Below are 25027 nucleotides of genomic sequence, written 5' to 3' on the forward strand. Positions count from 1 at the left end.
GATATTAATGTAGTAAGCCTGGGGTCGCTAAACGGAAGGGACGGATTGTCGCCTGGAAACGCTCACCCGATTCGCTGACCATACCATAAGTGCCGTGCATTATGCCAAGTGGCGTATCGAGCACAGTACCACTGGTGTATTGATAGGCAGTATTCGGCGCTATGGTTGGCGTTTCACCGACAACACCGGCACCTTGGACTTCACTGGTGTTGCCATTGGCATCAGTGATTATCCAGTGACGAGTTTCAAGTTTAGCCGCTTGCTCACCTAAATTGATGATAGTGATGGTGTAACTGAAGAGGTACTTTTCATCCTCGGGCGAGGACTGCTGCTCTATATACTCAGTTTTGACTTCGACCCGAATGGAGGTGTCCAATGCGCTCATTCTTGTTCCTAGGCTCTGGTCTAAGGGCACCTAAGTGCCCTGACATATTTATGCTTTCTTATCGCAAACCATGTTAGCCATAGCAACATACTGCTGCACGCTAATCTGTTCTGGGCGTTGACTTGAGTCAATCCCTAACTGCTCGAACTCATCGTCAGATAACATGTGCTTTAAGTTATTACGCAGAGTCTTACGACGCATGTTGAATGCGGTAGTACAAAGGTGGCGCAGTACGGTCACATCTTTACAAGGGAACGGCTTTACGGCGTATGGCAATAAGCGTACGACTGCTGAGTCCACTTTAGGCGCAGGGGTAAAGCTGTGGGGCGGCACTTCGAGAACCGGAACCACTTGGCAGAAGTATTGTGCCATGACCGTTAAACGGCCATAGGCTTTACAGCCTGGGCTTGCCGATAAACGCAGTACCACTTCTTTTTGTAGCATAAAGTGCATGGTTTCAATCTGTTCGGCAAATTCGAACAGGTGGAACATCAGCGGCGTTGAAATGTTGTAAGGTAAGTTACCAAACACTTTCATCTTTTTGCCTGGCACACTCAGTTGACCAAAATCAAACTGCAGTGCATCACCTTGGTGGATGGTCAGTTTATTTTTAAGGACTGGGTGTTGATGTAAGCGTTCAACCAGATCGCGGTCGAGTTCGACGACAGTCAGATTATCCACAGCATCGGCTACAGGTTCAGTTAAGGCACCAAGGCCAGGGCCGATCTCGACCATCACATGGTGATTATCGGGTGCAATTGCACCCACAATGCGGTCAATCACATTGCCGTCGGTAAGGAAGTTTTGTCCGAAACGCTTTCTGGCCGTGTGGCCTAAATGTACTTTGTTGCTCATTAATAATGTAATCGTTTAGTTCTTTGAGGATAACTCAATGGCTTTATTCAGAGCACAGACAAAACTGCCAATATCGGCCTTGCCTGTACCCGCGAGATCGAGCGCCGTACCGTGGTCAACCGAGGTACGAATATAAGGTAAACCTAAGGTGATGTTTACCGATTTGCCAAATCCTTGTGACTTGAGAACGGGAAGTCCTTGGTCATGGTACATGGCCAAGACGACATCGGCGTCCTGTAAATATTTAGGTTGGAACAGGGTATCGGCCGGTAATGGGCCGACAATATTCATCTGGAACTCTTCTCTCAACTCGTTGAGTGCAGGAATAATCACGTCGATTTCTTCACGCCCTAAATGGCCGTCTTCACCTGCGTGTGGATTGAGACCACAGACATAAATTTTCGGTGAAACTATGCCAAATTTGCTGATGAGATCGGCATGTAGAATCTTGATAATATGCTGTAAGCGTTGGCGCGTTATGGCTTTTGCAACATAGGCCAGAGGAATATGGGTGGTCACGAGTGCCACTTGCAAACCTGGTGTTGCCAGCATCATCACTACATCGGGGCAATTTGCTTGATGGGCAAAAAACTCAGTATGGCCACTAAAGGAAATACCTGCTTGATTGATAATGCCTTTATGCACTGGGCCTGTCACGACAGCATCAAACTCGCCGCTCATGTTTTTCTCGCCCGCATAACGCAAGGTTTCAACTACATAAGTGCTGTTTTGCTCATCGAGCTGACCGCAAATCGATTCGCTCACCAACTTAAAGGGCGCTATGGTTAATGTGCCCGCTTCTTGTGGCTTAGGAGCTTGATTTGGCTGGTAAGGGCGGAAAGTCACTTGCAAACCGAGTCGTTTCGCGCGGCTCGCAAGTAATTCTGGATCCGCACAAACGACTAACTCAGCAGGCCAAGCCTGCTGAGCGAGTTGTACGACTAAATCGGGGCCAATACCTGCGGGTTCGCCTGGGGTAACGGCAATACGTTTAGTGCTCAATTAGAATTAACCTCGATTGGTCTCTGGCTGGAAGATTTCAATGTATGCGTCTGAACGCATTTCGTCTAGCCAGTTTTGCAGTTCTTCGTTAAATTTGCGACGGAAGATCAACTGGTGCGCACGGTTGCTATTGAACTGATCCGTGGCGTCGGTTTTTCTGCGTTCTTCTAACTGAGTGATATGCCAACCGTGAGTCGTACGGAATGGCTCACTAATTTGGTCGTTTTTCAAACTGTTGAGCGTTTGAGCAAACTCAGGTACATAAATGCTTGGTTCTGCCCAACCTAATTCACCACCTTTTGTGGCCGAACCGGGATCCTCTGAGTACTGACGCGCTAGGTCTTCAAACTTAGCTTCACCTGAGCGGATTTGCTTCAGGAATTGCTCAAGCATGGCTTTAGCGCGGTCTTCTGACAGGATCGGCGATGGCTTGAGCAAAATGTGGCGCGCTCTAACTTCTTCGATTTCTTTGGTTTGTAGGCCGCGAGCATCCATGATCTTAATAATATGGAAACCTGCACCACTCTTAATCGGGCCGATAATGTCACCCATTTTCGCACCGTTAATCACTTCGGCGAACAGAGTTGGCATTTCGTTGATGTTCATATAATCCCAAATACCGCCTTCGAGTGCCTTAGGACCTGAAGAAGAAGCGATAGCGGTACGACGGAAATCCTCACCACTCTTCAAACGTTCTAATACGATATTGGCGCGTTTGCTTGATGCTTCGAGTTGTTCACTGGTGGGGTTATTAGGCACGTCAATCAGGATATGGCCAATTTGGTATTCCACATCTTTCATCCCTTGTTCTTGGATGAGTTTGACTAGGCTAGTAATTTCCTGTGGTGATACTTGAATGCGGCGTTGTACTTGAATACGTTGAATTTCACCTAGAGTGATTTCTTCGCGCAATTGTTCTCGGTATTGGCTGAAACTTAAACCTTCGCTTTCAATTTTTTGTTGCATCTGCGCGACAGACATTTTTTGTTCGCGTGCGATGTTTTCAATCGCTTGGTCTAGTTGTAAGTCACCAATATTCAGCCCTATACGACTAGCCATTTGCAATTGTAGGCGAGTTAAGATTAAACGCTCAATCACCTGAGTGCGCAGGGCACTGTCAGAAGGTAACGATTGGTTTGCTGCTTTGGCATTCGCTTTAACAGTGTCAATCATGTTAGTGATTTCACTTTCGAGCACTATGCCGTCGTTAATTTGGACTGCAACGCGGTCGAGCGGCTGGGGTGCGGCCAATGTAGGTTGGCTGATCGCGAGTGCAAATAAAGCAAAAATCAGATGTTTACTGGGTTTCATCCACAAAATCCTTGGCACGTTCTAAGGTCAGGTTCGACGGCTTAATTGAAATAACTTTACCATTTATATCGAAATTACAGTGAGTTGCCCTAATGTAATTTTTTGGCGACGCATTTGAGTGCAAGGTTAGACCTTAAGATCCGCTTTTATTCGCTTTAGCAAAAGGTGAACGGTAAAGCACTCATTAATCTGTTTGGACTCTGAGTCCTTGTTGAGGTTCAGCAATCTATCACAATTCTTTGCTAATTCCTCAGATAAAGCGGTTTTCTGTAGTTAAACAGGCCGTCATTGAGCATATCGGATACGCCTAATGGGCCAGAACCACCGAGTCCCTTAATGATTAAGTTCAGGTAGATACCACTATCAAACTGCTCACGGGGATCAATTGTGGCAGAACCTATGTTGTCGTCATAGTTGGTTTTAATGCGGTAATGATAACTAAGTCTTACTGCGTAACAGCATGATTCGTACTGGATACCTGTGTAAGTTTCAATACTGCGGCTTTCGTTAAGGTCATAATACCAATTACCAACAAAGTAGAGGTCGTCACTGATTGGCCAAGCGCCACGAACGCCCGCTTGGGAGATGTTCACTGTATCATTGGTATTTGAGTTCAATAAATCTGGGACATAGCGATAGCTAAATTGCAGCAATTTATTCGCTTCAGGTCTGAAATCTAAGGTGACTTCAGATTTTTTATTGTCACTGGTGTTGGTATCGTACTGAATCGCAGCCCCCATATACCAATCATGGGACAAGCGGGTATCTAACTCTGCAGCAAGTACTGAAGTTGATTGATTAGACTCAAAAATACTGTCTTCGTAACCGACTTTGCTGTCTTGCAGGTAAAAAATTTGTCCTAGGCTGAATTTAGTGGCTTCTTGGTTGTGACTATCAAACAGGCGTGTAGTAACACCTAGAGTGACTTGATTTGCATCGGAAATCCGATCCAGACCCGAGAAGCGACGATCACGGAATAGACCAAAGTAGTCGTCCTGTAATTGAGCCGTATCATAAATGCCTATGTTGCGTTGATCTTCGTAGCCGACATAAAGATATTGAAATTGTGGCTCGAGCGTTTGGCGGTAGTTTTGATCGAAAAGCTCAGTAAAACGTTCGAAGTTGATTTGACCATTAATCCGTACCTGCGGGATGGTGCGATTCACTGTGTCGTCAACAACTATGTCTGGATCTTCGTTATGCTGCCAATAATTGGTCTGCATCAACTTAACTTGACTGGTGAGCGAGCCTGAAGGCCCATGTATTGGCAGAGTTACGCTTGGTGACATGTACAAACGAGTCGCCGTATTAACATTGTTGTCCTGATGGGCAAAATTCGTTAGCTCTGAATTGAAACCAAAATCTAAATTGTTCCAAAAATCAGCAGCGCGATAGTTAAAGTTAACCTGAGGCATGACTTGATATGGTTTTTCATCCTCACCCAGTACTTTAATATCTTGTACTCGGGTGCTTAGATCCCAGTTACTTTCGAAGTAGCTGATTTCACCTATGCGTGATAACTGGTTATCGGTTGCACGGTTAACATCTGACTTTAAGTCATTGAAATAATTGTTATCTGATACATCGGTAAAATTCGCTAATACACGCCAATTTTTGTCGATCGCCCCTTGATGCTGCCAGTTATATAAGTAGCGATTCGGGCTACCATCGATCAATTGGTCATTGCCTAGATATTCTAAATTGACTCGGCCATTTTGGGCCTCACCCGCCAGATAACCAAACTCTGTTTTAGTGAATAAACCACGGTTTGACATATAGCTAGGTGTAAATGTTAAATCGTACTCTGGGGCAATATTCCAATAATAGGGTGCGGAAATTTCGACACCATCAGTAGTGCTAGTGCTAAAACTAGGGTAGAGAAAGCCAGATTTACGTTTTTCTGAAACGGGAACTGTCATGTAGGGAATATAGAATACAGGTACACCGCCAATTCTTAGTTTGGCATTCCAAATTTCGCCCCATTCTTCTTCACTGTTGATCTTGATCTTTTCGGCCTCAAGTAACCAAGATACATTGTCAGGAGGGCAAGTAGTGAAGTTGGTATTCGTTAAAATTAAATTATTATTGATAGTAATTTGCAGTTTTTCGGCGTCACCGTGAACTTGTTGGCCATGGATCCAATATTGTGCACCTTTAAGGGTGGCACGGTTTGTCCGCATTTGAGCTTGTAAGGATTCGGCTGTAACGGTGAAGTTGCTGTCTTGAAAGACTAAATTACCATTAGCATCAAACTGTTCAGTAGCTTGATCTAAAATCGCCTCATCGGCAGCTATGTGCCTATCGCCTTGGCTAAAAACCACATCGCCACGGAAAATCGCCTGCTTACCCATTTCGGCATTGGTGTTATCAGACGCAATACGAATTTTGTTGAGTTCAGCCGCACTCATCCCTTGGGTTTGAGATACGATACGGGGTACTGGCGGTTCAATTAAGCATTGGGATGCCGAAGCGGTTAGAGAGTCGTCTGCCAGGACTAATTGCGGTAACAGGCTCAGGGCCAGAAGGTATCGGATCTGCATCTTTAGGTCAGTAATTATGATTTCTTATTCTGGACAAGTATGGATGGGGAAAGTTGCAATTGACAAACGCAACATCGCTTAATAAATCTCTCAATTTCTTAGCTGTTTCCAAATTCTATGCCAGCTATAATAAAGCAATTTTTCTTTAAGAGCCATGAAATGACTTTATCCGATCCGAGATTTCTTTCCCTTAATCAGTGGCTGAATGCTTATTTTTCCTGTGAGGTGATGCCTGTATTGATTTCCGGAGACGCAAGTTTTAGGCGTTACTTTCGGATTTCGATGCCTGATGCTACCTTTATCGCCGCCGATTCACCGCCTCAGTTAGTGCCTATCGCCCCCTTTATTGCCCTGTCGAATGCTTATTCAGCCGTGGGACTGACAGTTCCAAAAGTAATCCACGCCGATGCCGATTTGGGTTTTATGTTGATAAGTGATTTGGGCGATACCCAACTCTTATCTGTATTGACGGTACAAAATGTGGAACGGTTTTACCGTCAGGCGCTCGATTTATTACCGCAAGTGGCCGCTGTGATTGAGTGCAAGAATCTTGATAGCGGTTTAGTTCAGGCATTACCTAACTACGATGAAGCCTTTGTGCGCCGTGAATTACACATCTTTACTGAGTGGCTGTTAGGAACACATCTTAATTTGTCTTTGGACGCTGCTGAGTTGCAATTGCTGAATGATACTTTTGATCGCCTCGTCGGCAATGCGCTATCTCAACCTAGTGTGGGAATGCATAGGGATTTCCATAGCCGTAATCTTATGCTGCAAGCGGACAAGCTGTGCGTGATTGATTTTCAGGATGCTGTCGTTGGTCCCGTGACTTACGATGCGGTATCACTACTACGCGATTGTTATATTCGTTGGCCGCAGCCTTTAGTCGCAGACTTGATGCGGTATCATTATCAGCAAGCATTAGCGCTTAGTTTTATTCCCGCACAGACTCCTTTTGATCAATATCAAACTTGGTTTGATCTCATGGGCTTACAGCGCCACATTAAGGCGGTGGGGATTTTTGCACGATTAAACTATCGCGATAGTAAACCTGCTTATATGGCGGATATTCCACTGACATTAACGTATATTGTCGACATCTCGCTGCAGTATCCCGAACTCGTGCCATTTGCACACTGGTTAACTCGTCGTGTGTTACCTGCGTTTAGTGTGAGTCAGTCTTTATCTGAGGTTAAGCAATGAAAGCTATGATCTTGGCCGCTGGACGAGGGGAAAGGTTACGGCCGTTAACGGACAGTTTACCTAAACCTATGGTGCCAGTATTAGATAAGCCGCTGATTGTTTATCATATTGAAAAACTTGCCGCGATAGGCATAGTCGATATCGTCATCAACCATGCTTGGCTAGGGCATAAGTTAGTCGAAGCTCTGGGCGATGGCAGCACTTTTGGGGTGCGCATTCGGTATAGCGCAGAAGAGAGCGCGTTAGAAACCGGCGGCGGCATTAAACGCGCTTTGCCTTTATTGTGTGAGGACGGAAGCGACGAACCTTTTTTAGTGATTAATGGTGATGTGTTTATTGATGATTTACCGCCAATTACGCAACTGGCTGCGGATAGGCTCGCTCACTTATGGTTAGTGCCTAATCCTGAGCAGCATCCAAATGGCGATTTTGCTTTGAATGATCATCAAGTGCAGGAGCGTGGCGATGTTAAGTACACGTTTTCGGGCATGGGCATTTATCACCCTGCGCTATTTCATGACACGCCGCAGGGCGCCTTTGCACTGGGTCCGTTGCTCCGATCGCAAATGGCTCAAGGCAGAGTTAGTGGTGCCTTGTTTAATGGATTTTGGTGTGATGTCGGTACCATTGCACGATTGCAAGCGCTTGAACTAAGGTTACAAAGTAACAAGTAAATTTCGGTGCTGGCATATCCATAGGATTAAGCTAGTGCATCAAATACATAATAGAAATCAGGAAATAAGATGCGGCTTTGGGGTAAGTTTTTTGGATTTGTCATTGGCTTTATGTTCGGCCGTATTTTTGGGGCACTGCTAGGTTTGTGGCTCGGTCATCTTTACGATAAGCGTGCGGCATCGGGCGTGGGTTTTCGACAGATTCTAGGGCAGGCTAAGAATCGCCAAGCCATTTTCTTTAATACCACATTTGCAGTAATGGGGCATGTGGCTAAAGCATCAGGACATGTTACCGAAACCGATATTCGCATTGCGACCTTATTAATGGATCAAATGCGTTTAACGGGGGAAGCCCGTAAAGAAGCGCAACAGGCATTTCGTGAGGGTAAATCGGCGGATTTTGATCTGCGCAGCAGCTTACAAGCTTTCCGTGTTATTACGATGGGACGCAAAGAGTTAGTGCAGATGTTCATCGAAATTCAGATCCAAACGGCATTGTCCGACGGTGAATTGGATCCCGCTGAGCACGCTATCTTGATGACGATTGCTCAAGAGTTAGGTTATGGCCGAGCGCAGTTAGATGAATTACTTAAACGCTGGCAGGCGGAGTTTCGTTTCCATCAAACATCGAGTGGCAATAAAACATCGATTACTGATGCCTACAGTTTACTTGGCATTACGAACGAAGCTAGCGACCAAGAAGTTAAACGGGCTTACCGTAAATTGATGAATGAACATCATCCCGATAAGTTAGTGGCGAAAGGGTTGCCACCGGAAATGATGGAGCTCGCTAATCGTAAGGCTCAGGATATTCAAGCAGCCTATGACAGAGTCAAGTCTGAGCGCGGTATGCGTTAGCCTTGATAAAATTGGTTTTTGTAAAAGATAAGGAATTCATTATGAAAAACACTTACCGTTTGTTGCTGTTGGCGAGTTTGTTACCTGTGGCTATGTCCGCGCAGGCCGAGGTGTTTATCGCTCCTTTTGGCGGTTATAGTCTGGGGGGCGGTCAATTTGATGTGAATCAATATGAGGTCAACACAGATCAAACTGGTGATAAGGCTGATGTGAAGGTCGAGGAGTCGAGTCATTACGGTTTGATGGTGGGTATTGGTACGAATGATCCCGGTAATATTTATCTTTTATATAGTCATCAAGCCTCTGAACTGAAAAGTGGCGGCTTGTTTACGCCAGACTTTCTTACCTCGTTAGATTTAGATTATATCCATTTGGGTGGCACTTTATATTTCCCCCGTGGCGATATCCTGCCCTATGTCACCGCCAGCGCGGGGATCACCCGCATGCTGCCTAGCGGTTGGTCGAGCGAAACGCGTTTCTCCATGGGAATTGGTGGCGGGGTAGAGTATCAAGTGACGCCACACTTTGGCCTGTTTGCGGATATTCGGGGTTATGCGACGTTTATCAACAGTGACACTTCGCTGTTTTGCAATGAAGATGATTGCCTATGGCACATTACGTCGGATGTGATGTGGCAGGCTCAGGCTAACCTTGGGCTCAAAGTCAGTTTTTAGATCTAACGTATCGTCTTAAAAGGAGATTTAGTGGCATGAAAATAGTCGTACTTGATGGTGAAACCTTAAATCCTGGCGATCTCAGCTGGCAATCCTTAAATGAATTAGGCGAGTTTGCGTGTTTTTCCCGCACGAGTGGCGCTGATATTGTCGCGCGAGCCCAAGGTGCTGAAGTCATTCTCACCAATAAAACGCCCTTGAATGCAAAGACGCTAGCGCAACTTCCTAGTCTCAAATACATAGGCGTATTGGCCACGGGCACGAACGTTGTCGATATCGCGGCAGCTAAAGCGCAAGGTATAGTGGTCACTAATGTGCCCGCTTATGCGCCTGATGCCGTTGCGCAAATGGTGTTTGCCCATATTCTGCATCACACCCAAGCCGTGGCCGCCCATCATCAAGCTGTGGTCGATGGCCAGTGGGTGAACTGCCAAGATTTTTGTTTTACTTTAATGCCGTTGCAATCTTTAAAAGGCAAGACTTTAGGCTTAATAGGTTATGGCGATATCGGTCAGCAGGTGGGAACGCTCGCCCTCGCATTCGGGATGAAAGTTCTTGTCAATACTCGTTCAATCATCAAGGATTTACCCCAAGGCGTGATGTGGGCGCAACGTGATACTGTGCTTAGCGAATCAGATATTATTTCGCTCCATTGCCCGCTAACACCAGAAACTGAGCAATTTATCAATCAACAAACCCTCGCCTTGATGAAGCCTAATGCGCTGCTGATTAATACAGCGCGCGGTGGATTAATTGATGAAGCCGCGCTTGCTGCTGCGCTGGCTCAAGGCAAGTTATTTGCCGGCGTGGATGTGTTATCGACCGAGCCGCCCACTGCAGATAATCCCTTACTGCATGCGCCTAATATCAGCATCAGCCCGCATAATGCGTGGGCGACGAAGGAAGCAAGACAAAGTCTACTCAATATCGCAGTGGCGAATGTGCACGGTTATTTACAGGGTGAAGTGATTAACTGCGTGAACAAGTAAAGCGGTATGCGTCTTTCTCTCTTTTCATCATGTCGATGTTGAGAGAGAAAGACGTAAATGGTTATTTATTATTGAGTTTTTCTTCTACGCATCCACCACACACCCAATAAGCCTGTGAGGGCTAATACGCCAAATACGACGGGCTTTTTCAGCTTGTGGTACAGGGCGTTCCATTCTGCCATTTCATTCGCCTGCGCTCGTTTTACTGCACCGTCAAAATCGGGCGCTTCACACTGCAAACCAAAGTTCTCGGCCCAAGGCACAAAGGGGCCGTTGGCGACGTATTTTTTGTAGTAACGTAGGGCAAGTTCTTGATCTCGATACAAGACCCAACCTGTGGCTTGGCAGAGTAGCGCTGCATAGGCTTGGCTGTTGTGGGGTACATGATCCGATGCCTTGTTGGCTAGTTCTGCTGCCGTGTAGCGATAATGGAAGCGTTTATCGGGAATTGCTTGGCTGGCGCTGATCCGCAGTTGTTCTTTCTCAGCCAGTTTGCTCGGCTCATTCCAATCACTTAGATCGAACACACCTTGGTAAATAGTGTAATCCGGGGCTAATTCAAATCCTAAGAGTTCCATGCCTTGGTGGCGAGCAAGTTCGGCAACAGCCCAATAGGCTTTCGCGCTATCAATGCCTTTTGTTTTTTTTGCTGCATTCAGCTCTGTGCCGTAGGCAAGGGCGCTGGCATTCAGTTTAGGATTAGGGAAGTAAACCGGCGCTTCAGCTATCGCGCCTTCGCGTAATAGCCTGCGACCTAACAAGTAGCGCAAGCGGTTGTTAATTGGCTCAATATTATCGTACCAGTCGCTGTCTTTAGGGTATTCAAAGGCGATAAATGGCACATGTTCGTCGATAAATAGCTTAAGTTCAGCCGTGGTGAGTACGCGCTCCGCCACATAGGCGATGTCTTGCCAGTACTCATCACCGCTGGCTAGTAAGTGATTGAGCGCATCGACATATTCGCCACGCTCTAGTGACAACACCCCTTGCTCGGCACGAATACGGCAGTAAGTGGCTGTATCTTCATCGGCATTAATGGCTTGTTGCTGAGTTTCTTTAGCGTCAACTGTGGCCGAGATCTTATTGAGCTGCTCAGGGAAGTGACGCGCTGCCTGAGCATAGGCCTTGGCCGCTTCTGCTTGATCGCCCTTTTGTAGCATTAATTTTGCGTTGAGCCACCAAGTGAGGCCGCTCGGTTTCGCTAGCGTTAATAGGCGCTCAGCACTGGCATAATCCCCTAACTGGTAATAAATCGCCGCTAATTTATCGCCATGGTTGAGCTCTAAGCCATCGGTTGGAAATACTTTAAGGAGCTCAGCAACCTTTAATCCCATTTCTGAAAGCTGGCCATTGTAGGCGAATTCATTAGTGCTGCTTTGCCAATAGGCAATCAATAACTGCTGCACGCTCGCCTGTTGCAGTAGCGGCTTAAGTTCAGCAATCTCTTTACCCATCAAAGTGCGGCTTAACATCAATAAGGAATCATAACCGCCGCTATCGCCCTGTACCGATTGCGTGGCATAGAGCTCAATAGCTTTATTTAGTGCATCAGGGGTGAGAGTCATTTGCAGCTCTGACTCAGTTTCACCTGCCCCTTGACTGGTCAATTGCGGGAGTGGCTGGCCTTGGTGTAGCAGGATATAGGCTTGCTCACCTAAGCTCGCTAAACTCAAACGCAGGGGATCGGCGGCGCCTTGTGCGACTTCGGTTTGTAATTGTGTCAGGTAAGCATCGGCACGATTAAAATGTTCAGGATCAGCCGAAGTCTTGCTTAAGATAAGCTCAATACGCGACAGCGAATAGAGTGCCCACAGGCTACGAGATGCGCGTTCACTTTGTGGTAATTTAATGATTTTGCTGAAATAGTTACTCGCCCTCTCATAATCTTTTGCTTCAAACGCTACGGCACCTAAGGTGTACCAAGTTAGCGCTTGTGGTAGATCTTTGTCTAACTTAGCGGCCATTTGCTCGGCTTCAATGGGGCCCGTTGCATCCCGCAAAGTGTTCACTAAAGCTAAATGGGCGTCACTTAACTCGCTGTTTTCAAAGGCGCGAGTTTGTGAAAGATAACGGCTATGCACTTCATCCCACAGATATTCCTGTGCAGCGGGTGCATCTTGATACTGCCAAGGCAAAGGTTTTGCGAGGGCGGTGAGCTGCTGGCTGAAAGAGGTTTGCGGTAAATAACTGAGATTGCTCTGCCTATCCTGAGTGAGTTGCAAAGGAAAATCGGGGCCGCAGGCCAATAGCATAGGGGAAAATAAGCTTAAACAAATGAGCGTGGTCTTTTTAAGCATAAAAGCCCGATTGGGTGTTGCCATGGTAAACGATAGTTTTGGCTTATGGCGCATAAATTCCCTGTAAATATAATGACTCACAACGTGCCCAGCCTATCACTTTTTGGCCGCCAGGGTTGAGCATGTGTGTTTGAATGTCTCTGTTTGATTGCGGCATAGGCATGATTGCAGTGCGTGAAACTGTTTTGGTTGGTGTCAACGCTGCTGTATTCTCAGCTCGCCATTGCCACGTTAACAGCCCATCTTTTTGTATTACGCTATAGCCATTTTGCGCATCATACCCGCTGCAAGCTTGTCCCGCTAGCGACAAAAGAGGAGGAATTTCACCTGCAATATTACCGTGATTCATTAAGCTCAGTTGGAATAGCTGTGGCTTGCGGATTTCCAGATTTTTTGGCTTATTTTCAGCGGCTAATGTCGTTTGGGTTGTGGCCTTGTTATCGCTCGAGATCACTAATTCAATCTTGGCGGCAAGTTCACCTTGCTGTGCAACGGCGATTAAGGTGTCGAGTGGCCAAACCCTTTTATCCCCTTCCAGCGGCAGCCGAAACCAGATAATGCCTCTGAGTTTGGCATCTTTTTGAGTGTGTAGTTTTTGCACAAAGGCTTGTAATACTAGAGGATCGGCCATCAGTTCCTGTACTACATTGGCTGATTGGAGTTGATCGCGCAGCGGTGTTTCACTTTCAACTTGATAACCTGAAGCTGTACTGATGACCGCCGAACCATAGGCGGGGAGCGCAATAAGGTAAGGCACAGTGCTGATATTTGAGAGTTGCTGCACCCACTGCCAACCTTGAGTCGCATCGAATAGCCCGAGGCGTGGATCGCTTACGCTGTGAATTTGTAGCACGAGTTCATCAATACTGGTGAGTAATGCGGGGAAATCGGCACTATTGAGCCAAGCGGGCAGTGCAGTAATGCTGAGTTTGAGTTCTGTGGGTAACTGCGCTTTAAGCTTTGTAAGAAAATCCCGATAGGCTGGCAGTTTACTGTTGGCACTGTCGTGGTCGATTTCCACCCCAGCGATTTTAGTGCCTTTAGCCTGCCAGCTGTTAAGTACTTGGCTGATTTTACTGATGATCTCAGCATCATTGAGTCGAGTAAGTTGGCCATCTAAGCGAACCACAGCGATTTTGGGTCTAGGATCGGTCTGTAGCCAAGTGTGGTTAACGGCGACCTCAAACCAAATATCGGCACCATTGGGTTTGGGGTGTGCCTGCAGGGCTAAAATACGTAATCCTTGGAATGCACTTTGGCTTTGCACTAATGCCGTTTGATTGGAGGGGCGCCATTGGCGCTGCCAGATATAGACTTCCTGCGAAAGTGGCGCTCGAAGTGTTGTTGCTTCTGTAGCGGTTTTTACTGCGACACTGGTATTTGGGCTAGCCGTGATTTCATTGGGGTTTGATGCCGGCTGGCAGGCGCTCATAAATACGGCGGCGCTCAACAAAGCAAATAAGAACCATTGATTTCGGCTTATGTTTTTAACCAGATTGCCTATGCCCATACTACTGCTATCGATTCCGTTTTGAGTGAGGCATTACTATGCCCGAAAAATGCCACTTATACATCGCGGTCAAACTTCTGATATCACGCCTTAAGTTTGGTTCTTTCTTTGGTGCCTTGCTAATCAATATCAGAACTCAGATCTCAAAAATCAGGATCGACTTGAAAGCGCATCTGTTCACGGGTGACGGGATGTTGAAGCATCAATAAATCTGCATGCAGATGCAGGCGATTGGCGCGAGTGCCGTACAGATCGTCACCTACAATGGGCGTATTTAGCCCTTCTGAGTGGGCGCAGTGAACTCTGAGTTGATGGGTTCGGCCCGTTTTTGGGGATAGATATACGCGGGCTGTACGTGCCATTTCATCGATATGGCTCAATTCCCAATAGGTTTGGGCCGCTTTGCCAAATTCATGGCAAACGAGTTGCCTCGGTCTATCGTCTAAATCGCCACGCAGGGGTAAAGAGATTTGTCCCGCTGCCTGTTTATCAGCCATTGCTGTAGGGATCCCTGCTAAAAGTGCCACATAACGTTTAGTCACTGTGCGCTGGATAAACTGTTTTTGCAGCTGTTTATGGGCGTCTTTTGTCAATGCGAACACCATTAATCCCGAGGTCGACATATCGAGCCTGTGGACGATAAGTGGCCCAGTGGAATTGGGAAACGTTTGCCGCATGCGCGAATACATTGAGTCTTCAATTTCTTTGCCGGGCACTGATAAAAATTCGGCGGGTTTGTTCACAATCGCCATCGCCTCGTCTTGGTAGAGGATGCTTAAGGTTTTGCCTTCGGCGGGGTTCGTCAGCAGCGGATTTTCATCGACAACAAGCCCTTCGAGCATATGCCCCAAGATAGGTTGGCATTTACGCAGACAGGCAGGATAAAACTGCTTATGTTGGCGAATTTCTGATTTTGGCGGCGCCCCCCACCAAAATTCGGCAATCGCTAATGGTTTAAGACCATGTTTGAAGGCGTAATGTAGCAACTTCGGGGCGGCACATTCTCCCGAGCCTGCGGGCGGCGTTAACTCAACCGTCCCGTTAAATATGCCGTTAAGGCTTTTTTCTGCGCCGCGAATATTCAAAAAACGATACTGCTCAAACAGCTTTTGCTGCAGCGCCGCCGAGAGCTGTTTACGCTGTAGTCTTAACGCGTCACGCTTATCAGTGAGCAGAGTTAACGCTTGGCTGATGGCATGGATACGTTCATCCCAATAGCGTTTAATATCTCTTAACTGATTCTTTTCGTTAATGCTTTCTTGGCTGAGTTTGGCTTCGATTACAGTATTTTCACGTAAAGTCTCATCAGTTGGATTGGCAGCCCATTGCACTGCGAGTTGATTGCGCTGCGTCTTGCGGGATTGACGGCCGTCAATCATCACTTGCCTGTGGGCGGCAAGCTTGGCTTGTGCTTGGGCTTGCTCAGCGTTGAGTTCGCTCGATAGCCGAGGAATCTCGGGGTGATTTTCTACTGCAAGTAGCTGCTCGTTAATTTGGTTGATTTGCAGATTTTCGGCGTGGAAAAAATTGTCCTTAGCCAGCATATCAAACACAGGTGGAACGAAGCGTGGCCAATGGTTCTGCTCAGCTAACTTGCCCGAAAATGCCGACAAATAGCCTACTTTTCCCTGCAGATCTTGCACTAAAAGCACACCAAACATCTTGCCAATGGCGCCGGTTAACTCCCCCGTGAGGCCAAAGTTATGTTGCCAATCGTTTTGAGTCTCAAGGTGGCGTTGTAATTCGTTGGCAGCGATCACGCACAATGGATGTGGCTCGTAATAGAAAGGAAAGGTAAAACGCTGCGGCAGGGCATAGGCATCAATGGCTTGTGTGAAAGAGGTAAAGCAAGAAGGCTGAAGATGCATATTGGGGTCTACTGTTGGTTTTACTTATCTGGGTTAATTATCAGAGTTAAGCCACAACTTAGGATTTACCTAAATGCAAGCTGAGGGCTGGCAAGAAAGGGCGCTAGTTTACTCCGCCTATTGGGGACGGTCACTTTTTATTGGTGCGGCTCTGTGTTGAAAAAGGGAAATGGTATTAAAGCGCATTTCCCTTTGATGTGTCGCTTGTGCTTAAAGCCAATTTTAAACGGCTAAACCCGCTTAAAAGATGACTTTCACTTTACTGGCGCTATCGAGTGCTTTGCAGATTGCGCTGTCGATATCGATATCACGGGCAAGCGCGACACCTAAACGGCGGCGACCATCAATATCGGGTTTGGCGAATAATCTAAGCTGAGTGTTGACCGCTTCTAATGCCGCACCAATCCCTTGGTAGCGGATATTGCTTGAGGTGCCTTCGGCCAAAATTACCGCTGAGGCACTTGGACCATGCTGATGGATATTGGGAATAGGTAGGCCGAGAATCGCTCTAACATGCAGGGCAAATTCCGATAAATCTTGGCTGATGAGTGTGACTAAGCCTGTGTCATGTGGTCTTGGCGAGACTTCAGAGAAATACACTTCATTGGCTTTAACAAACAGTTCTACGCCAAATAGTCCATAACCGCCAAGGGCTTCGACGACTTTGCTCGCAATCGCTTGGGATTTTGCTAACACTTCATCGGACATGGCTTGTGGCTGCCATGACTCGCGATAATCGCCATCTTCTTGCCTGTGGCCAATGGGCGCACAAAAATGAATGCCGTTGACTGCGCTGATGGTTAACAGGGTGATTTCATAATCGAAGGGAATAAAGCCTTCGACTATCACGCGACCGCCGCCGGCGCGTCCGCCTTCTTGGGCGTATTGCCACGCTTTATGGCTGAGGGCGATATCGCGAATAACGCTTTGGCCTTTGCCCGAGGAACTCATGACTGGCTTCACCACACAAGGTACGCCAATTTCACTAATGGCTTGATTAAATTCGGTTTCGGTATCACAGAAAAAATACGGAGAAGTCGGTAAACCTAAGGTTTCAGCGGCGAGACGACGAATACCTTCCCTGTCCATAGTGAGCTTCGTTGCCCTAGCCGTGGGGATAATATTCACCCCTTCTGCTTCCATGTCCACTAAGGTTTGGGTGGCGATGGCTTCAATCTCTGGGATGACTAAGTGCGGTTTTTCTAACTCGATAACCGCACGCAGGGCGTTGGCATCGAGCATATTGATCACATGGGAGCGATGCGCGACTTGCATGGCGGGGGCGTTGGCGTAACGGTCAACGCCAATCACTTCAACGCCTAAGCGTTGTAGTTCAATGGCAACTTCTTTGCCAAGTTCACCGCAGCCGAGCAACATGGCGCGTCGTGCGCCCTCAGTGTAGGGAGTGCCTATCATGTGTGGGTACCTTTGAGATTGTAGGGATGATGAGTTTTATGCTTGCGTTCTATGTCGCAATGATGCGGTTAGTTTAGCCTGAACAGGCTTTAGGGTCATGGAGTAAATTGACAAGTGTGTCCCGGATCACTGGGGGCAAAAACGAAACAGCATATCTTTGGTTAATATTGGGGCTGAGGTTGAGAGTAAACTCAAATGTTAATGTCATGTTGGTAGCATGTTTGGGGACCATCCACTAATCTTTGGGATGGAATACATATTATTAATACAAGGAGATGCAGATGTTCTTAGATTACTTTGCGTTAGGTATTTTGTTTTTTGTCATCATTATCATGTTTTATGGTGTCATTGCCATTCATGATATCCCCTATGAAATAGCCAAAAAGCGTAATCATCCCCAGCAAGATGCATTGCATATCGCCGGGTGGGTGAGTCTATTCACCCTACATGCAATTTGGCCATTTTTATGGATCTGGGCGACTTTATACCGTGAAGATCGCGGTTGGGGGTTCAATACTGTAATGAAGCGAGAATTAGTTTTAGAGGAGGATGTGAATTCATTGCGCGAGACGGTCAGAGGGCTTCAGACTCGGCTTGAACAGTTAGAGCAAATAACTCCCATGAATATAGCGCCTGCTGTGGATGCGATAAAAAAAGAAAAAGTTGAGGTATAACATGGATTTATTACTCATACTCACCTATGCGGCCGTGTGTATTGCTATCTTTAAAGTCTTTAAAATTCCGATGAATAAATGGACTGTTCCCACCGCAGTGCTGGGTGGGGTATTCATTATTGGTACCTTATTGCTGGTGATGAATTACAACCATCCTTATTCTCGTTTTGCCCGTGAATATTTTGTCACTATCCCTATCACACCCGCAGTAAAAGGCTTAGTGACTTCGGTGGAAGTGCAGCCTAATATGCCTGTTAAACAAGGGGATGTGTTATTTCGTCTCGATCCTATTCCCTTCGAAGCCGTTGTTAAACGTAAACGCGCTGCTTTGATGGAAGCAGAGCTCCAAGTGCCACAACTCGCCGCGGCGTGGGAGTCGGCTAAGGCTAATGTAGAGCGCGCTAGGGCCGATAAAGACCGTAATAAATCTGCCTTCGAGCGTTATGAGTTAGGCCGCAAGAAAGGGGGCGCGAATTCGCCTTTTACTGAACTGGAACTCGATAATAGGCGTCAATTGTACTTAGCCTCAGAGGCACAACTGACCGTCGCGAATGCTGAAGAACTGCGTGTCAGGCTGGCCTATGAATCTAATATTGATGGTGTTAATACCAAAGTGGCTGGCTTGCAAGCTGATTTAGCCAGTGCACTCTACGATTTAGAACAGACAGTCGTGCGGGCACCTGCAGATGGTGTGGTGACGCAAATGGCACTTCGTGCGGGAGCGATGGCAGTGCCTTTACCATTACGTCCCGTAATGAGCTTTATTCCCGACGAGCAACGCTACTTTGCGGGGGCATTCTGGCAAAACTCGTTAATGCGTTTGCAGGAAGGTGATGAAGCTGAAGTGATATTGGATGCCGCTCCAGGACAAATCTTTAAGGGAAAAGTGGCGAAAATATTACCCGCTATGGCTGAAGGTGAAGTTCAAATGGGCGGCGCGCTGCAGTCATCGGCTCGTTTATTTCAAAATGGTCGCGTTATTGTGCTGATTGATATCGAAGATGATGCTATCCGTACGCAATTTCCTGCGGGTGTTTCTGGGCAGGTTGCAATTTATACTGAACATTTCCATCATGTCGCTGTGATGCGTAAAGTATTGCTGAGGATGCAAGGTTGGCTGAATTACTTGTTTTTTGATGGACATTAACCCTTAATCGGTTAACTTTTGTCTGTTGTATCAAGTCCAGTTCGCTGGACTTTTTTGTGACACATTTTTGGGTGAATAAAAAGGAATTTGAAAGCATGCAAGATATTCACGATTTAACCTCAGTGCTGCGCTCCAATACGCCAATTGTAGTGATTGAAACCTATGAGAATATCGCGTGGTTGAGCTGCTTAAGCGGGTCGCCAGTGTGCTTTATCAACCTGTGTTTACATGGAGTATCACCCAAGGTCTGGCACGGGTCGATAAGCCCTTGGCGGCGCAAAAGTTTAATAGCGAACCTACAGATTTGCTCGGGCAAATTAAATCAACCTCGCAGCAGGGAATTTATGTGCTGTGCGACTTCCATCCCTTTGTGATTGATGCACCTAAGAATGTCCGTTTGCTTAAAGAAATCGCCCTTGAGTACGAGACGCTGCAACACACATTAGTGCTGGTGAGCCATGCCTTTGAAATTCCGCCTGAAATCAAACGTTATTGCGCTTATTTTCACTTAACTTTGCCAAGTACAGTGCAATTGCAAAATCTGATTTATCTTGAAGTTGATAAAATTCGTCACCAAGGTACGCCGCTACAGGTCGATGATGCGGCTGTGGTCAAATTAGCCGATAATCTGCGGGGCGTGACTTTAGACGATGCCCGTCGTCTCGTACGCAAAGCCATAGTCAATGACGGTGCTATTACCTTGTCAGATATCGACGCCATCAATAAAGCCAAGTTTCAGCTACTCGATCTTAATGGTGTGCTGCAATTTGAATACGACACCAGTGATTTTTCACAGGTCGCAGGACTACATAATCTTAAAAAATGGCTCAAGCAGCGCTCGCCCATAGTGGCTGTCAGCGCTATTGACCAAGGCGGCCAGCCGACTCCAGTTCAGCACGTCAAAGCGCTCGATGCGCCCAAGGGGATTTTACTGCTGGGCGTTCAGGGCAGTGGTAAGAGCCTCGCGGCTAAGGCCGTTGCGGGCGTCTGGCAACGACCTTTGCTCAGGCTCGATATGGCAGCCTTATATAACAAATACATAGGCGAAACCGAGAAGAACCTGCGTAATGCACTGGATCTGGCTGACATGATGTCGCCCTGTGTGCTTTGGATAGATGAAATTGAAAAAGGCTTAAGCGGGAGTTGCAGCGATGAGGGCACCTCGACGCGGATCCTCGGCACCTTACTTACCTGGATGGCGGAGCGTAAATCTGAAGTGTTTGTGGTGGCTACCGCTAATGATATTCAAGTTCTGCCGCCAGAGTTGATGCGAAAGGGCAGGATGGATGAAATCTTTTTTGTCGATTTACCCGACGAAGCTATACGCAAAGCCATCTTCTTAATCCACTGTAAGCGCCGTGGAATCGATGTGGCGAGCTTAGATCTCGCCCAGTTATCGGCGCGTAGCCAAGGATTTTCCGGCGCCGAAATCGAGCAAGCCGTTATTGCTGCCATGTATACCGCAAGAAGTGTCGAGTGCAGTGTCGACCAAGTGCTATTACTTGAAGAACTTAGTAAGACACGGCCTTTATCTGTGGTCATGAGCGATAAAATCAATGCGCTACGACAATGGGCAGCAGGCCGAACCGTGAATGCCCATGAGTAAGATTTTTGCTTGGTACCATGAGTGCTAACTAGCATTTTTAAACGTTACATTAGCTTAGTTATTTTCGACATTCCCAAGGTACCGTTATGAATGATGAGTCGTTTTACTGGATATTAGTGATACAAGGATAAGAGATTGAAAAGTATATATGAACTGATTGATATCGAAGACTCTGGCATAAAAGTAGTCAATGAAATGGTTGCTGGTGCTGAGCATTGTGTAGAGATACTACCGCCGTCAAAGGATCGGGTTGAAGTACTTGAATCCCTTCAGGTATCGACTCGTTCGGTATTAGGGGCTATTGCCTACGAAACCGGTGGGATTTTGATCGACAATGGATGGATTCGATTTTTCGGCTCTGGACATGAAAGATTGTCTAGAAACCTTACTGATTGGAATAGAAGTGCACATTATCTTTTAGTGGCGAATGACGTAGTTGGTGGATTTTTTGCTATCAACGGCGGCGGTTTAGGTGCAGATGTTGGGAATATATACTATTGGTCGCCAGACTCAATTCATTGGGAAGGATTAGAAATCGGATTCACAGATTTTTTTCAATGGTCAGCTACAAAGAGAATCAATGAGTTTTATGCGAGTTTAGGTAAAGATCGCTTTCAAAAAAACTATTCACAGATAGCTACAGATAAATGCCTGAGCTTTTATCCATTTTTATGGGCGAAAGAAGGTTCTATTGAAATAAGCAGCGTGAAAGTGGTGTCAGTTGATGAAATGTATAGGCTGAAATTGGAATTATTAACCTCGGTTAGTTAATTCGTTTACCCGCTGATTTTATGAGTACTTCTGCAATAATTATTTGTTATAAATATCGAATATATTGATTGTTAGATGTAAATCTGCTTATCAGCTCTATTGATTCAACATGGATGGGCTGTATATGCCATCTATAATTAATCACTTCTTCTGAGGGGACAGCACCAAGATCTAGCTGACGTTTTTGGCGATATCTTGGGCTTTCTCGTTATCGCTTGCATCAAAAATCAAAGCTGTCGCTATCACCAAAAGCTGTCGCGGCAATGCCTAATGAGTGCTTTAGTGTTGGCGTGACAATATCTCTTTAAATGGTTTGAATCTTAGCGGTATCCACTCCCTGTGGTACCGCTAATGCTGCTTATTCCTATCATGATGACATTAGATATCAAAGGCGAGACTGCCCGGAGTCAGGAATGGCCAACTTAGACGCGTCGGTGAACTCTCACCCTGCGCACCAAAGAAGTAAGCTGTTCTTGGGGTAGCGTAAACTACACTGCCTTTTTGCAACCCGAGTTCCTGCAGATTATGGTGGGTAAATTTGGCTTCCCACAGTTCTTCGCTATGCCAGCCATGTGGGGCTAATTCCAATCTAACTTCGGCGCCGATTGGGGTCATGGCGACAATATTGAACGGCAAATTGGCCTGACTATTGGGCTTATTTGACAGCGCTAATTCGTGACTGCGTACATAGAGAACACCATCTTGCTGCAGGGTTTGCTGTTCTGGAGGTGTTAAAAATGCTTGACCATTTTCCCAACGTTTTTGTTGCCAACTGGCTTCAAAGACATTGACGTTACCAAGAAAATCAAACACAAAGCGACTATTGGGGTGTGAGTATAGCTCAGCAGGTGTATTAATCTGCTCTATATGACCATTGCTCATCACTACCACTCTATCTGAGAGCTCAAGCGCCTCATCCTGATCGTGGGTCACAAACACGCTGGTGAATTTCAATTCATCATGCAGGCTGCGTAGCCAGCGGCGTAGTTCTTTACGCACTTTAGCATCTAAGGCGCCAAAGGGTTCATCCAGTAGCAAGACTTCTGGTTGGGTCGCCAGTGCGCGGGCCAATGCAATGCGCTGTTTTTGTCCTCCCGAGAGTTGTTCTGGATAGCGCTGTGCGAGGTGGCCTAGTTGTACTGTTTCTAGCAGTTGTGTCACTCGCTTATGAATTTCTGCCGCCGAAGGCCTTTGTTTTTTCGGCATGACTTCGAGTCCAAAGGCGACGTTATCGGCGACCGTCATATGGCGAAACAGCGCGTAGTTTTGAAACACAAAACCCACGCGTCTTTCACGCACATGCACTTGGGTGACATCTCGATTGCCGAATTGAATTTGGCCGCTATCGGCTCCTTCAAGACCGGCAATAATCCGCAGCAGTGTGGTTTTACCTGAACCTGATGGTCCCAGCAGACCAATCATTTCCCCTTCTTGAATATCGAGATTAAGTGGGGAAAGCGCCTGAAATTGGCCAAATTTCTTGGAAATATTAGTAAGACGAATACTCATAGTTGGCTCTGCTCTTTATTGTCATTGGCGGTTAAACTGCGTTGTTGCCGCCATTCCACTACGGCTTTTAACATTAGGGTAAATAGGGCGATCAGGGCCAGTAATGACGCGCTCGCGAAGGCGGCTTCGGCCTGATAATCTTCGTACAATAATTGCACATGTAAAGGTAAGGTATTGGTTTCGCCTCGAATGTTGCCAGACACGACAGCAACGGCACCAAATTCTCCTACGGCTCTGGCATTAGTGAGGATCACACCGTAAATCAGTGCCCATTTGATGTTGGGCAGGGTCACGCGGCGAAAGAGTTGCCACCATGACGCTCCGAGGATCACTGCAGCTTCTTCTTCCGATGCGCCCTGTTGTTGCATCAATGGGATCAGTTCTCTGGCTACAAAGGGGCAAGTGACAAAAATGGTCACTAATAGTATTCCCGGCCAAGCAAACATGATCTGCAGATCGTGCTCATATAGCCATTCGCCCAGCCAGCCACTGTTGCCATAGAGCAGCAAATAGAGCAAACCTGCGACGACAGGGGAGACCGCAAATGGAATATCAATTAGCGTGATCAGTAACTTGCGACCGGGGAATTCAAAACGAGTCACGCTCCAGGCCAGCATGATTCCGAACACTAAATTGATCGGTACTGTGAGTGCTGCCACCATCAGTGTTAAGCCAATCGCATGCAGCGAATCCGGTTGAGTTAAGTGTCCAATATAACGCTCCCAACCTCCGACAAACGCCTGCTGAAAAATACTCACCAGCGGCAATAGCAACAATAGCAAGCCTAAGAGCACGGCGAGGGTAATAAGGCTCCATTTGATCAGGGGCGCTTCACCGACTCTTAAGGGTTTAAATGAGTTCATATTCGCTCCTTATCGTCCATGAATGCGGCGCAGATAACGCGCCTGCCACAGGTTTATCAGCAGTAATAGCAGTAACGAGGTCATCAGAACCACTGAGGCAATGGCGCTGGCACCTGCAAAATCAAATTCTTGCAGGCGGACAAAGATCATTAACGAAGTGATTTCACTGATATAAGGCATATTGCCAGCGATAAAGATCACTGCACCAAACTCACCCAGACTGCGGGTAAAAGACAGTGCCGTTCCAATCATTAATGCTGGCCAAAGAGAGGGCAAAATAACCCGCCAGAATACCGAACGATCCGAGGCGCCAAGCGTCATTCCCGCTTCTTCTTCCTCGTGGGATAACTCTTCGAGAACGGGTTGTACCGTACGAACCACAAAGGGAATACTGGTGAAAATCATCGCGACCACTATGCCTAGCGGGGTGTAGGCGACTTTTATGCCCCATTCAGCTAATAGACTACCGATTTGGCCGTTTTCCGCATAAAGGGTGGCTAAGGTGATACCGGCAACGGCGGTCGGCAAGGCAAAGGGCAAATCTACCAAGGCATCTAAAATGCGTTTGCCGGGAAATTCATAACGCACGAGTACCCATGCGAGTAATAATCCGAAAAGGCAGTTAAATAATGATGCCGCGAGCGCCGATAGTATAGTGACTTGGTAACTGGCAACCACTCTGGGATCGGCAATCACGCCCCAGTATTCGGACCAGCTCATTGAACTGGTCTGCATGATTAGGCCTGTGGTTGGCAATAATAGGATTAGGCTGACAAACAGCAGGGACACACCTAAGCTGATGGTAAAACCGGGAAGAACCCGCTTATGGCGTAAACGCCCGTTATTAAAAATCACAGAATAATCACCCGATCAGG

Annotated in this window: 21 protein-coding genes; 9 read left to right on the plus strand and 12 right to left on the minus strand. The window is 46.8% G+C overall.

The annotated features are described in order from the left end of the window. Positions 1–4: 4 nt before the first annotated feature. The 5 genes from apaG to lptD all read right to left on the minus strand — a co-directional run bounded on the left by apaG (position 5) and on the right by lptD (position 6093). Positions 5–385 carry a Co2+/Mg2+ efflux protein ApaG gene (apaG, locus tag L5M49_RS06635; RefSeq protein WP_028761528.1) on the minus strand — a complete coding sequence of 127 codons (381 nt, stop codon included), beginning with the start codon at positions 383–385 and terminating at the stop codon, positions 5–7. A gap of 48 nt (positions 386–433) precedes the next feature. Then, positions 434–1240 (minus strand): 16S rRNA (adenine(1518)-N(6)/adenine(1519)-N(6))-dimethyltransferase RsmA, encoded by an 807-nt coding sequence (rsmA, locus tag L5M49_RS06640; RefSeq protein WP_028761527.1) that lies wholly within the window; start codon positions 1238–1240, stop codon positions 434–436. Positions 1241–1255: 15 nt separating this feature from the next. Then, entirely contained in the window at positions 1256–2242 is a 987-nt protein-coding gene (pdxA, locus tag L5M49_RS06645) for a 4-hydroxythreonine-4-phosphate dehydrogenase PdxA (protein WP_105249994.1), read from the minus strand. Between the two features lie 6 nt (positions 2243–2248). After that, complete coding sequence (gene surA, locus L5M49_RS06650; protein WP_105249993.1) at positions 2249–3553, minus strand: peptidylprolyl isomerase SurA; 1305 nt, start codon at positions 3551–3553, stop codon at positions 2249–2251. Between the two features lie 242 nt (positions 3554–3795). Then, positions 3796–6093, minus strand: coding sequence for an LPS assembly protein LptD (gene lptD / locus L5M49_RS06655; protein WP_263265680.1), 2298 nt, complete (start codon positions 6091–6093; stop codon positions 3796–3798). A gap of 117 nt (positions 6094–6210) precedes the next feature. On the opposite strand from lptD, the gene L5M49_RS06660 reads away from it, so the two are divergent. The 5 genes from L5M49_RS06660 (at position 6211) to L5M49_RS06680 (ending at position 10491) form a co-directional block, all read left to right on the plus strand. Then, a complete protein-coding gene (locus L5M49_RS06660; RefSeq protein ID WP_263265681.1) occupies positions 6211–7296 on the plus strand; it encodes an aminoglycoside phosphotransferase family protein in 1086 nt (361 codons plus the stop codon). After that, the gene (gene murU / locus L5M49_RS06665; protein WP_263265682.1) at positions 7293–7970 is read left to right on the plus strand and encodes an N-acetylmuramate alpha-1-phosphate uridylyltransferase MurU; all 678 of its coding nucleotides are present in this window, start codon (positions 7293–7295) and stop codon (positions 7968–7970) included. Before L5M49_RS06660 ends, murU begins: the two co-directional genes overlap by 4 nt. Positions 7971–8039: 69 nt before the next feature. Then, positions 8040–8828 carry a co-chaperone DjlA gene (gene djlA / locus L5M49_RS06670; RefSeq protein WP_113939902.1) on the plus strand — a complete coding sequence of 263 codons (789 nt, stop codon included), beginning with the start codon at positions 8040–8042 and terminating at the stop codon, positions 8826–8828. 41 nt (positions 8829–8869) lie between these two features. Then, positions 8870–9502: a porin family protein gene (locus tag L5M49_RS06675; protein WP_263265683.1), complete on the plus strand. Its 633-nt coding sequence runs from the start codon at positions 8870–8872 to the stop codon at positions 9500–9502. A gap of 35 nt (positions 9503–9537) precedes the next feature. Next, positions 9538–10491 carry a D-2-hydroxyacid dehydrogenase gene (locus L5M49_RS06680; RefSeq protein ID WP_263265684.1) on the plus strand — a complete coding sequence of 318 codons (954 nt, stop codon included), beginning with the start codon at positions 9538–9540 and terminating at the stop codon, positions 10489–10491. Between the two features lie 68 nt (positions 10492–10559). Here L5M49_RS06680 and L5M49_RS06685 read toward each other — a convergent pair whose 3' ends face one another. From L5M49_RS06685 to purT, 4 genes are all read right to left on the minus strand, one after another. After that, positions 10560–12842: a hypothetical protein gene (locus L5M49_RS06685; protein WP_263265685.1), complete on the minus strand. Its 2283-nt coding sequence runs from the start codon at positions 12840–12842 to the stop codon at positions 10560–10562. Further along, a complete protein-coding gene (locus tag L5M49_RS06690; RefSeq protein ID WP_263265686.1) occupies positions 12832–14298 on the minus strand; it encodes a DUF3142 domain-containing protein in 1467 nt (488 codons plus the stop codon). Before L5M49_RS06690 ends, L5M49_RS06685 begins: the two co-directional genes overlap by 11 nt. Before the next feature lie 143 nt (positions 14299–14441). Continuing rightward, a complete protein-coding gene (locus L5M49_RS06695; protein WP_263265687.1) occupies positions 14442–16166 on the minus strand; it encodes an RluA family pseudouridine synthase in 1725 nt (574 codons plus the stop codon). A 240-nt stretch (positions 16167–16406) separates the two neighbouring features. Then, positions 16407–17582: a formate-dependent phosphoribosylglycinamide formyltransferase gene (gene purT, locus L5M49_RS06700; RefSeq protein ID WP_263265688.1), complete on the minus strand. Its 1176-nt coding sequence runs from the start codon at positions 17580–17582 to the stop codon at positions 16407–16409. Between the two features lie 281 nt (positions 17583–17863). Between purT and L5M49_RS06705 the strand changes: the two genes are divergently transcribed. From L5M49_RS06705 to L5M49_RS06720, 4 genes are all read left to right on the plus strand, one after another. Next, the gene (locus tag L5M49_RS06705; protein WP_263141553.1) at positions 17864–18256 is read left to right on the plus strand and encodes a DUF3302 domain-containing protein; all 393 of its coding nucleotides are present in this window, start codon (positions 17864–17866) and stop codon (positions 18254–18256) included. A 1-nt stretch (position 18257) separates the two neighbouring features. Then, entirely contained in the window at positions 18258–19403 is a 1146-nt protein-coding gene (locus tag L5M49_RS06710) for an HlyD family secretion protein (protein WP_219250285.1), read from the plus strand. Positions 19404–19578: 175 nt separating this feature from the next. Beyond that, on the plus strand, positions 19579–21009 hold the full coding sequence (locus tag L5M49_RS06715; protein ID WP_411569099.1) for an AAA family ATPase: 1431 nt from the start codon (positions 19579–19581) through the stop codon (positions 21007–21009). 135 nt (positions 21010–21144) lie between these two features. Beyond that, entirely contained in the window at positions 21145–21780 is a 636-nt protein-coding gene (locus tag L5M49_RS06720; RefSeq protein ID WP_263175720.1) for a DUF2625 domain-containing protein, read from the plus strand. A gap of 378 nt (positions 21781–22158) precedes the next feature. On the opposite strand, the gene L5M49_RS06725 is transcribed toward L5M49_RS06720, so the two are convergent. Genes L5M49_RS06725 through cysT form a run of 3 tightly spaced genes read right to left on the minus strand, consistent with a single transcriptional unit; the run spans position 22159 to position 25007 of the window. Continuing rightward, positions 22159–23289 carry a sulfate/molybdate ABC transporter ATP-binding protein gene (locus L5M49_RS06725; RefSeq protein WP_131523841.1) on the minus strand — a complete coding sequence of 377 codons (1131 nt, stop codon included), beginning with the start codon at positions 23287–23289 and terminating at the stop codon, positions 22159–22161. Beyond that, positions 23286–24152 carry a sulfate ABC transporter permease subunit CysW gene (gene cysW, locus L5M49_RS06730; protein ID WP_028759251.1) on the minus strand — a complete coding sequence of 289 codons (867 nt, stop codon included), beginning with the start codon at positions 24150–24152 and terminating at the stop codon, positions 23286–23288. The genes L5M49_RS06725 and cysW overlap by 4 nt, the downstream gene beginning before the upstream one ends. A 9-nt stretch (positions 24153–24161) precedes the next feature. Beyond that, positions 24162–25007, minus strand: a complete 846-nt coding sequence (cysT, locus tag L5M49_RS06735) for a sulfate/thiosulfate ABC transporter permease CysT (protein ID WP_263265689.1) — start codon at positions 25005–25007, stop codon at positions 24162–24164. Between the last annotated feature and the right edge of the window lie 20 nt (positions 25008–25027).

It is taken from the genome of Shewanella sp. SM74, from assembly GCF_025653725.1.
Classification (GTDB): domain Bacteria; phylum Pseudomonadota; class Gammaproteobacteria; order Enterobacterales; family Shewanellaceae; genus Shewanella; species Shewanella oncorhynchi.

Bases quoted from the DNA above. Each gene is read 5' to 3' on its own strand.
- surA (WP_105249993.1), bottom strand. From the start codon at position 3,553: ATGAAACCCAGTAAACATCTGATTTTTGCTTTATTTGCACTCGCGATC.
- cysW (WP_028759251.1), bottom strand. From the start codon at position 24,152: ATGAACTCATTTAAACCCTTAAGAGTCGGTGAAGCGCCCCTGATCAAA.
- apaG (WP_028761528.1), bottom strand. From the start codon at position 385: ATGAGCGCATTGGACACCTCCATTCGGGTCGAAGTCAAAACTGAGTAT.
- lptD (WP_263265680.1), bottom strand. From the start codon at position 6,093: ATGCAGATCCGATACCTTCTGGCCCTGAGCCTGTTACCGCAATTAGTC.
- L5M49_RS06725 (WP_131523841.1), bottom strand. From the start codon at position 23,289: ATGAGTATTCGTCTTACTAATATTTCCAAGAAATTTGGCCAATTTCAG.
- L5M49_RS06660 (WP_263265681.1), top strand. From the start codon at position 6,211: ATGCCAGCTATAATAAAGCAATTTTTCTTTAAGAGCCATGAAATGACT.
- murU (WP_263265682.1), top strand. From the start codon at position 7,293: ATGAAAGCTATGATCTTGGCCGCTGGACGAGGGGAAAGGTTACGGCCG.
- L5M49_RS06705 (WP_263141553.1), top strand. From the start codon at position 17,864: ATGTTCTTAGATTACTTTGCGTTAGGTATTTTGTTTTTTGTCATCATT.
- L5M49_RS06675 (WP_263265683.1), top strand. From the start codon at position 8,870: ATGAAAAACACTTACCGTTTGTTGCTGTTGGCGAGTTTGTTACCTGTG.
- L5M49_RS06695 (WP_263265687.1), bottom strand. From the start codon at position 16,166: ATGCATCTTCAGCCTTCTTGCTTTACCTCTTTCACACAAGCCATTGAT.
- L5M49_RS06710 (WP_219250285.1), top strand. From the start codon at position 18,258: ATGGATTTATTACTCATACTCACCTATGCGGCCGTGTGTATTGCTATC.
- L5M49_RS06680 (WP_263265684.1), top strand. From the start codon at position 9,538: ATGAAAATAGTCGTACTTGATGGTGAAACCTTAAATCCTGGCGATCTC.
- L5M49_RS06690 (WP_263265686.1), bottom strand. From the start codon at position 14,298: ATGGGCATAGGCAATCTGGTTAAAAACATAAGCCGAAATCAATGGTTC.
- L5M49_RS06685 (WP_263265685.1), bottom strand. From the start codon at position 12,842: ATGCGCCATAAGCCAAAACTATCGTTTACCATGGCAACACCCAATCGG.
- djlA (WP_113939902.1), top strand. From the start codon at position 8,040: ATGCGGCTTTGGGGTAAGTTTTTTGGATTTGTCATTGGCTTTATGTTC.
- rsmA (WP_028761527.1), bottom strand. From the start codon at position 1,240: ATGAGCAACAAAGTACATTTAGGCCACACGGCCAGAAAGCGTTTCGGA.
- purT (WP_263265688.1), bottom strand. From the start codon at position 17,582: ATGATAGGCACTCCCTACACTGAGGGCGCACGACGCGCCATGTTGCTC.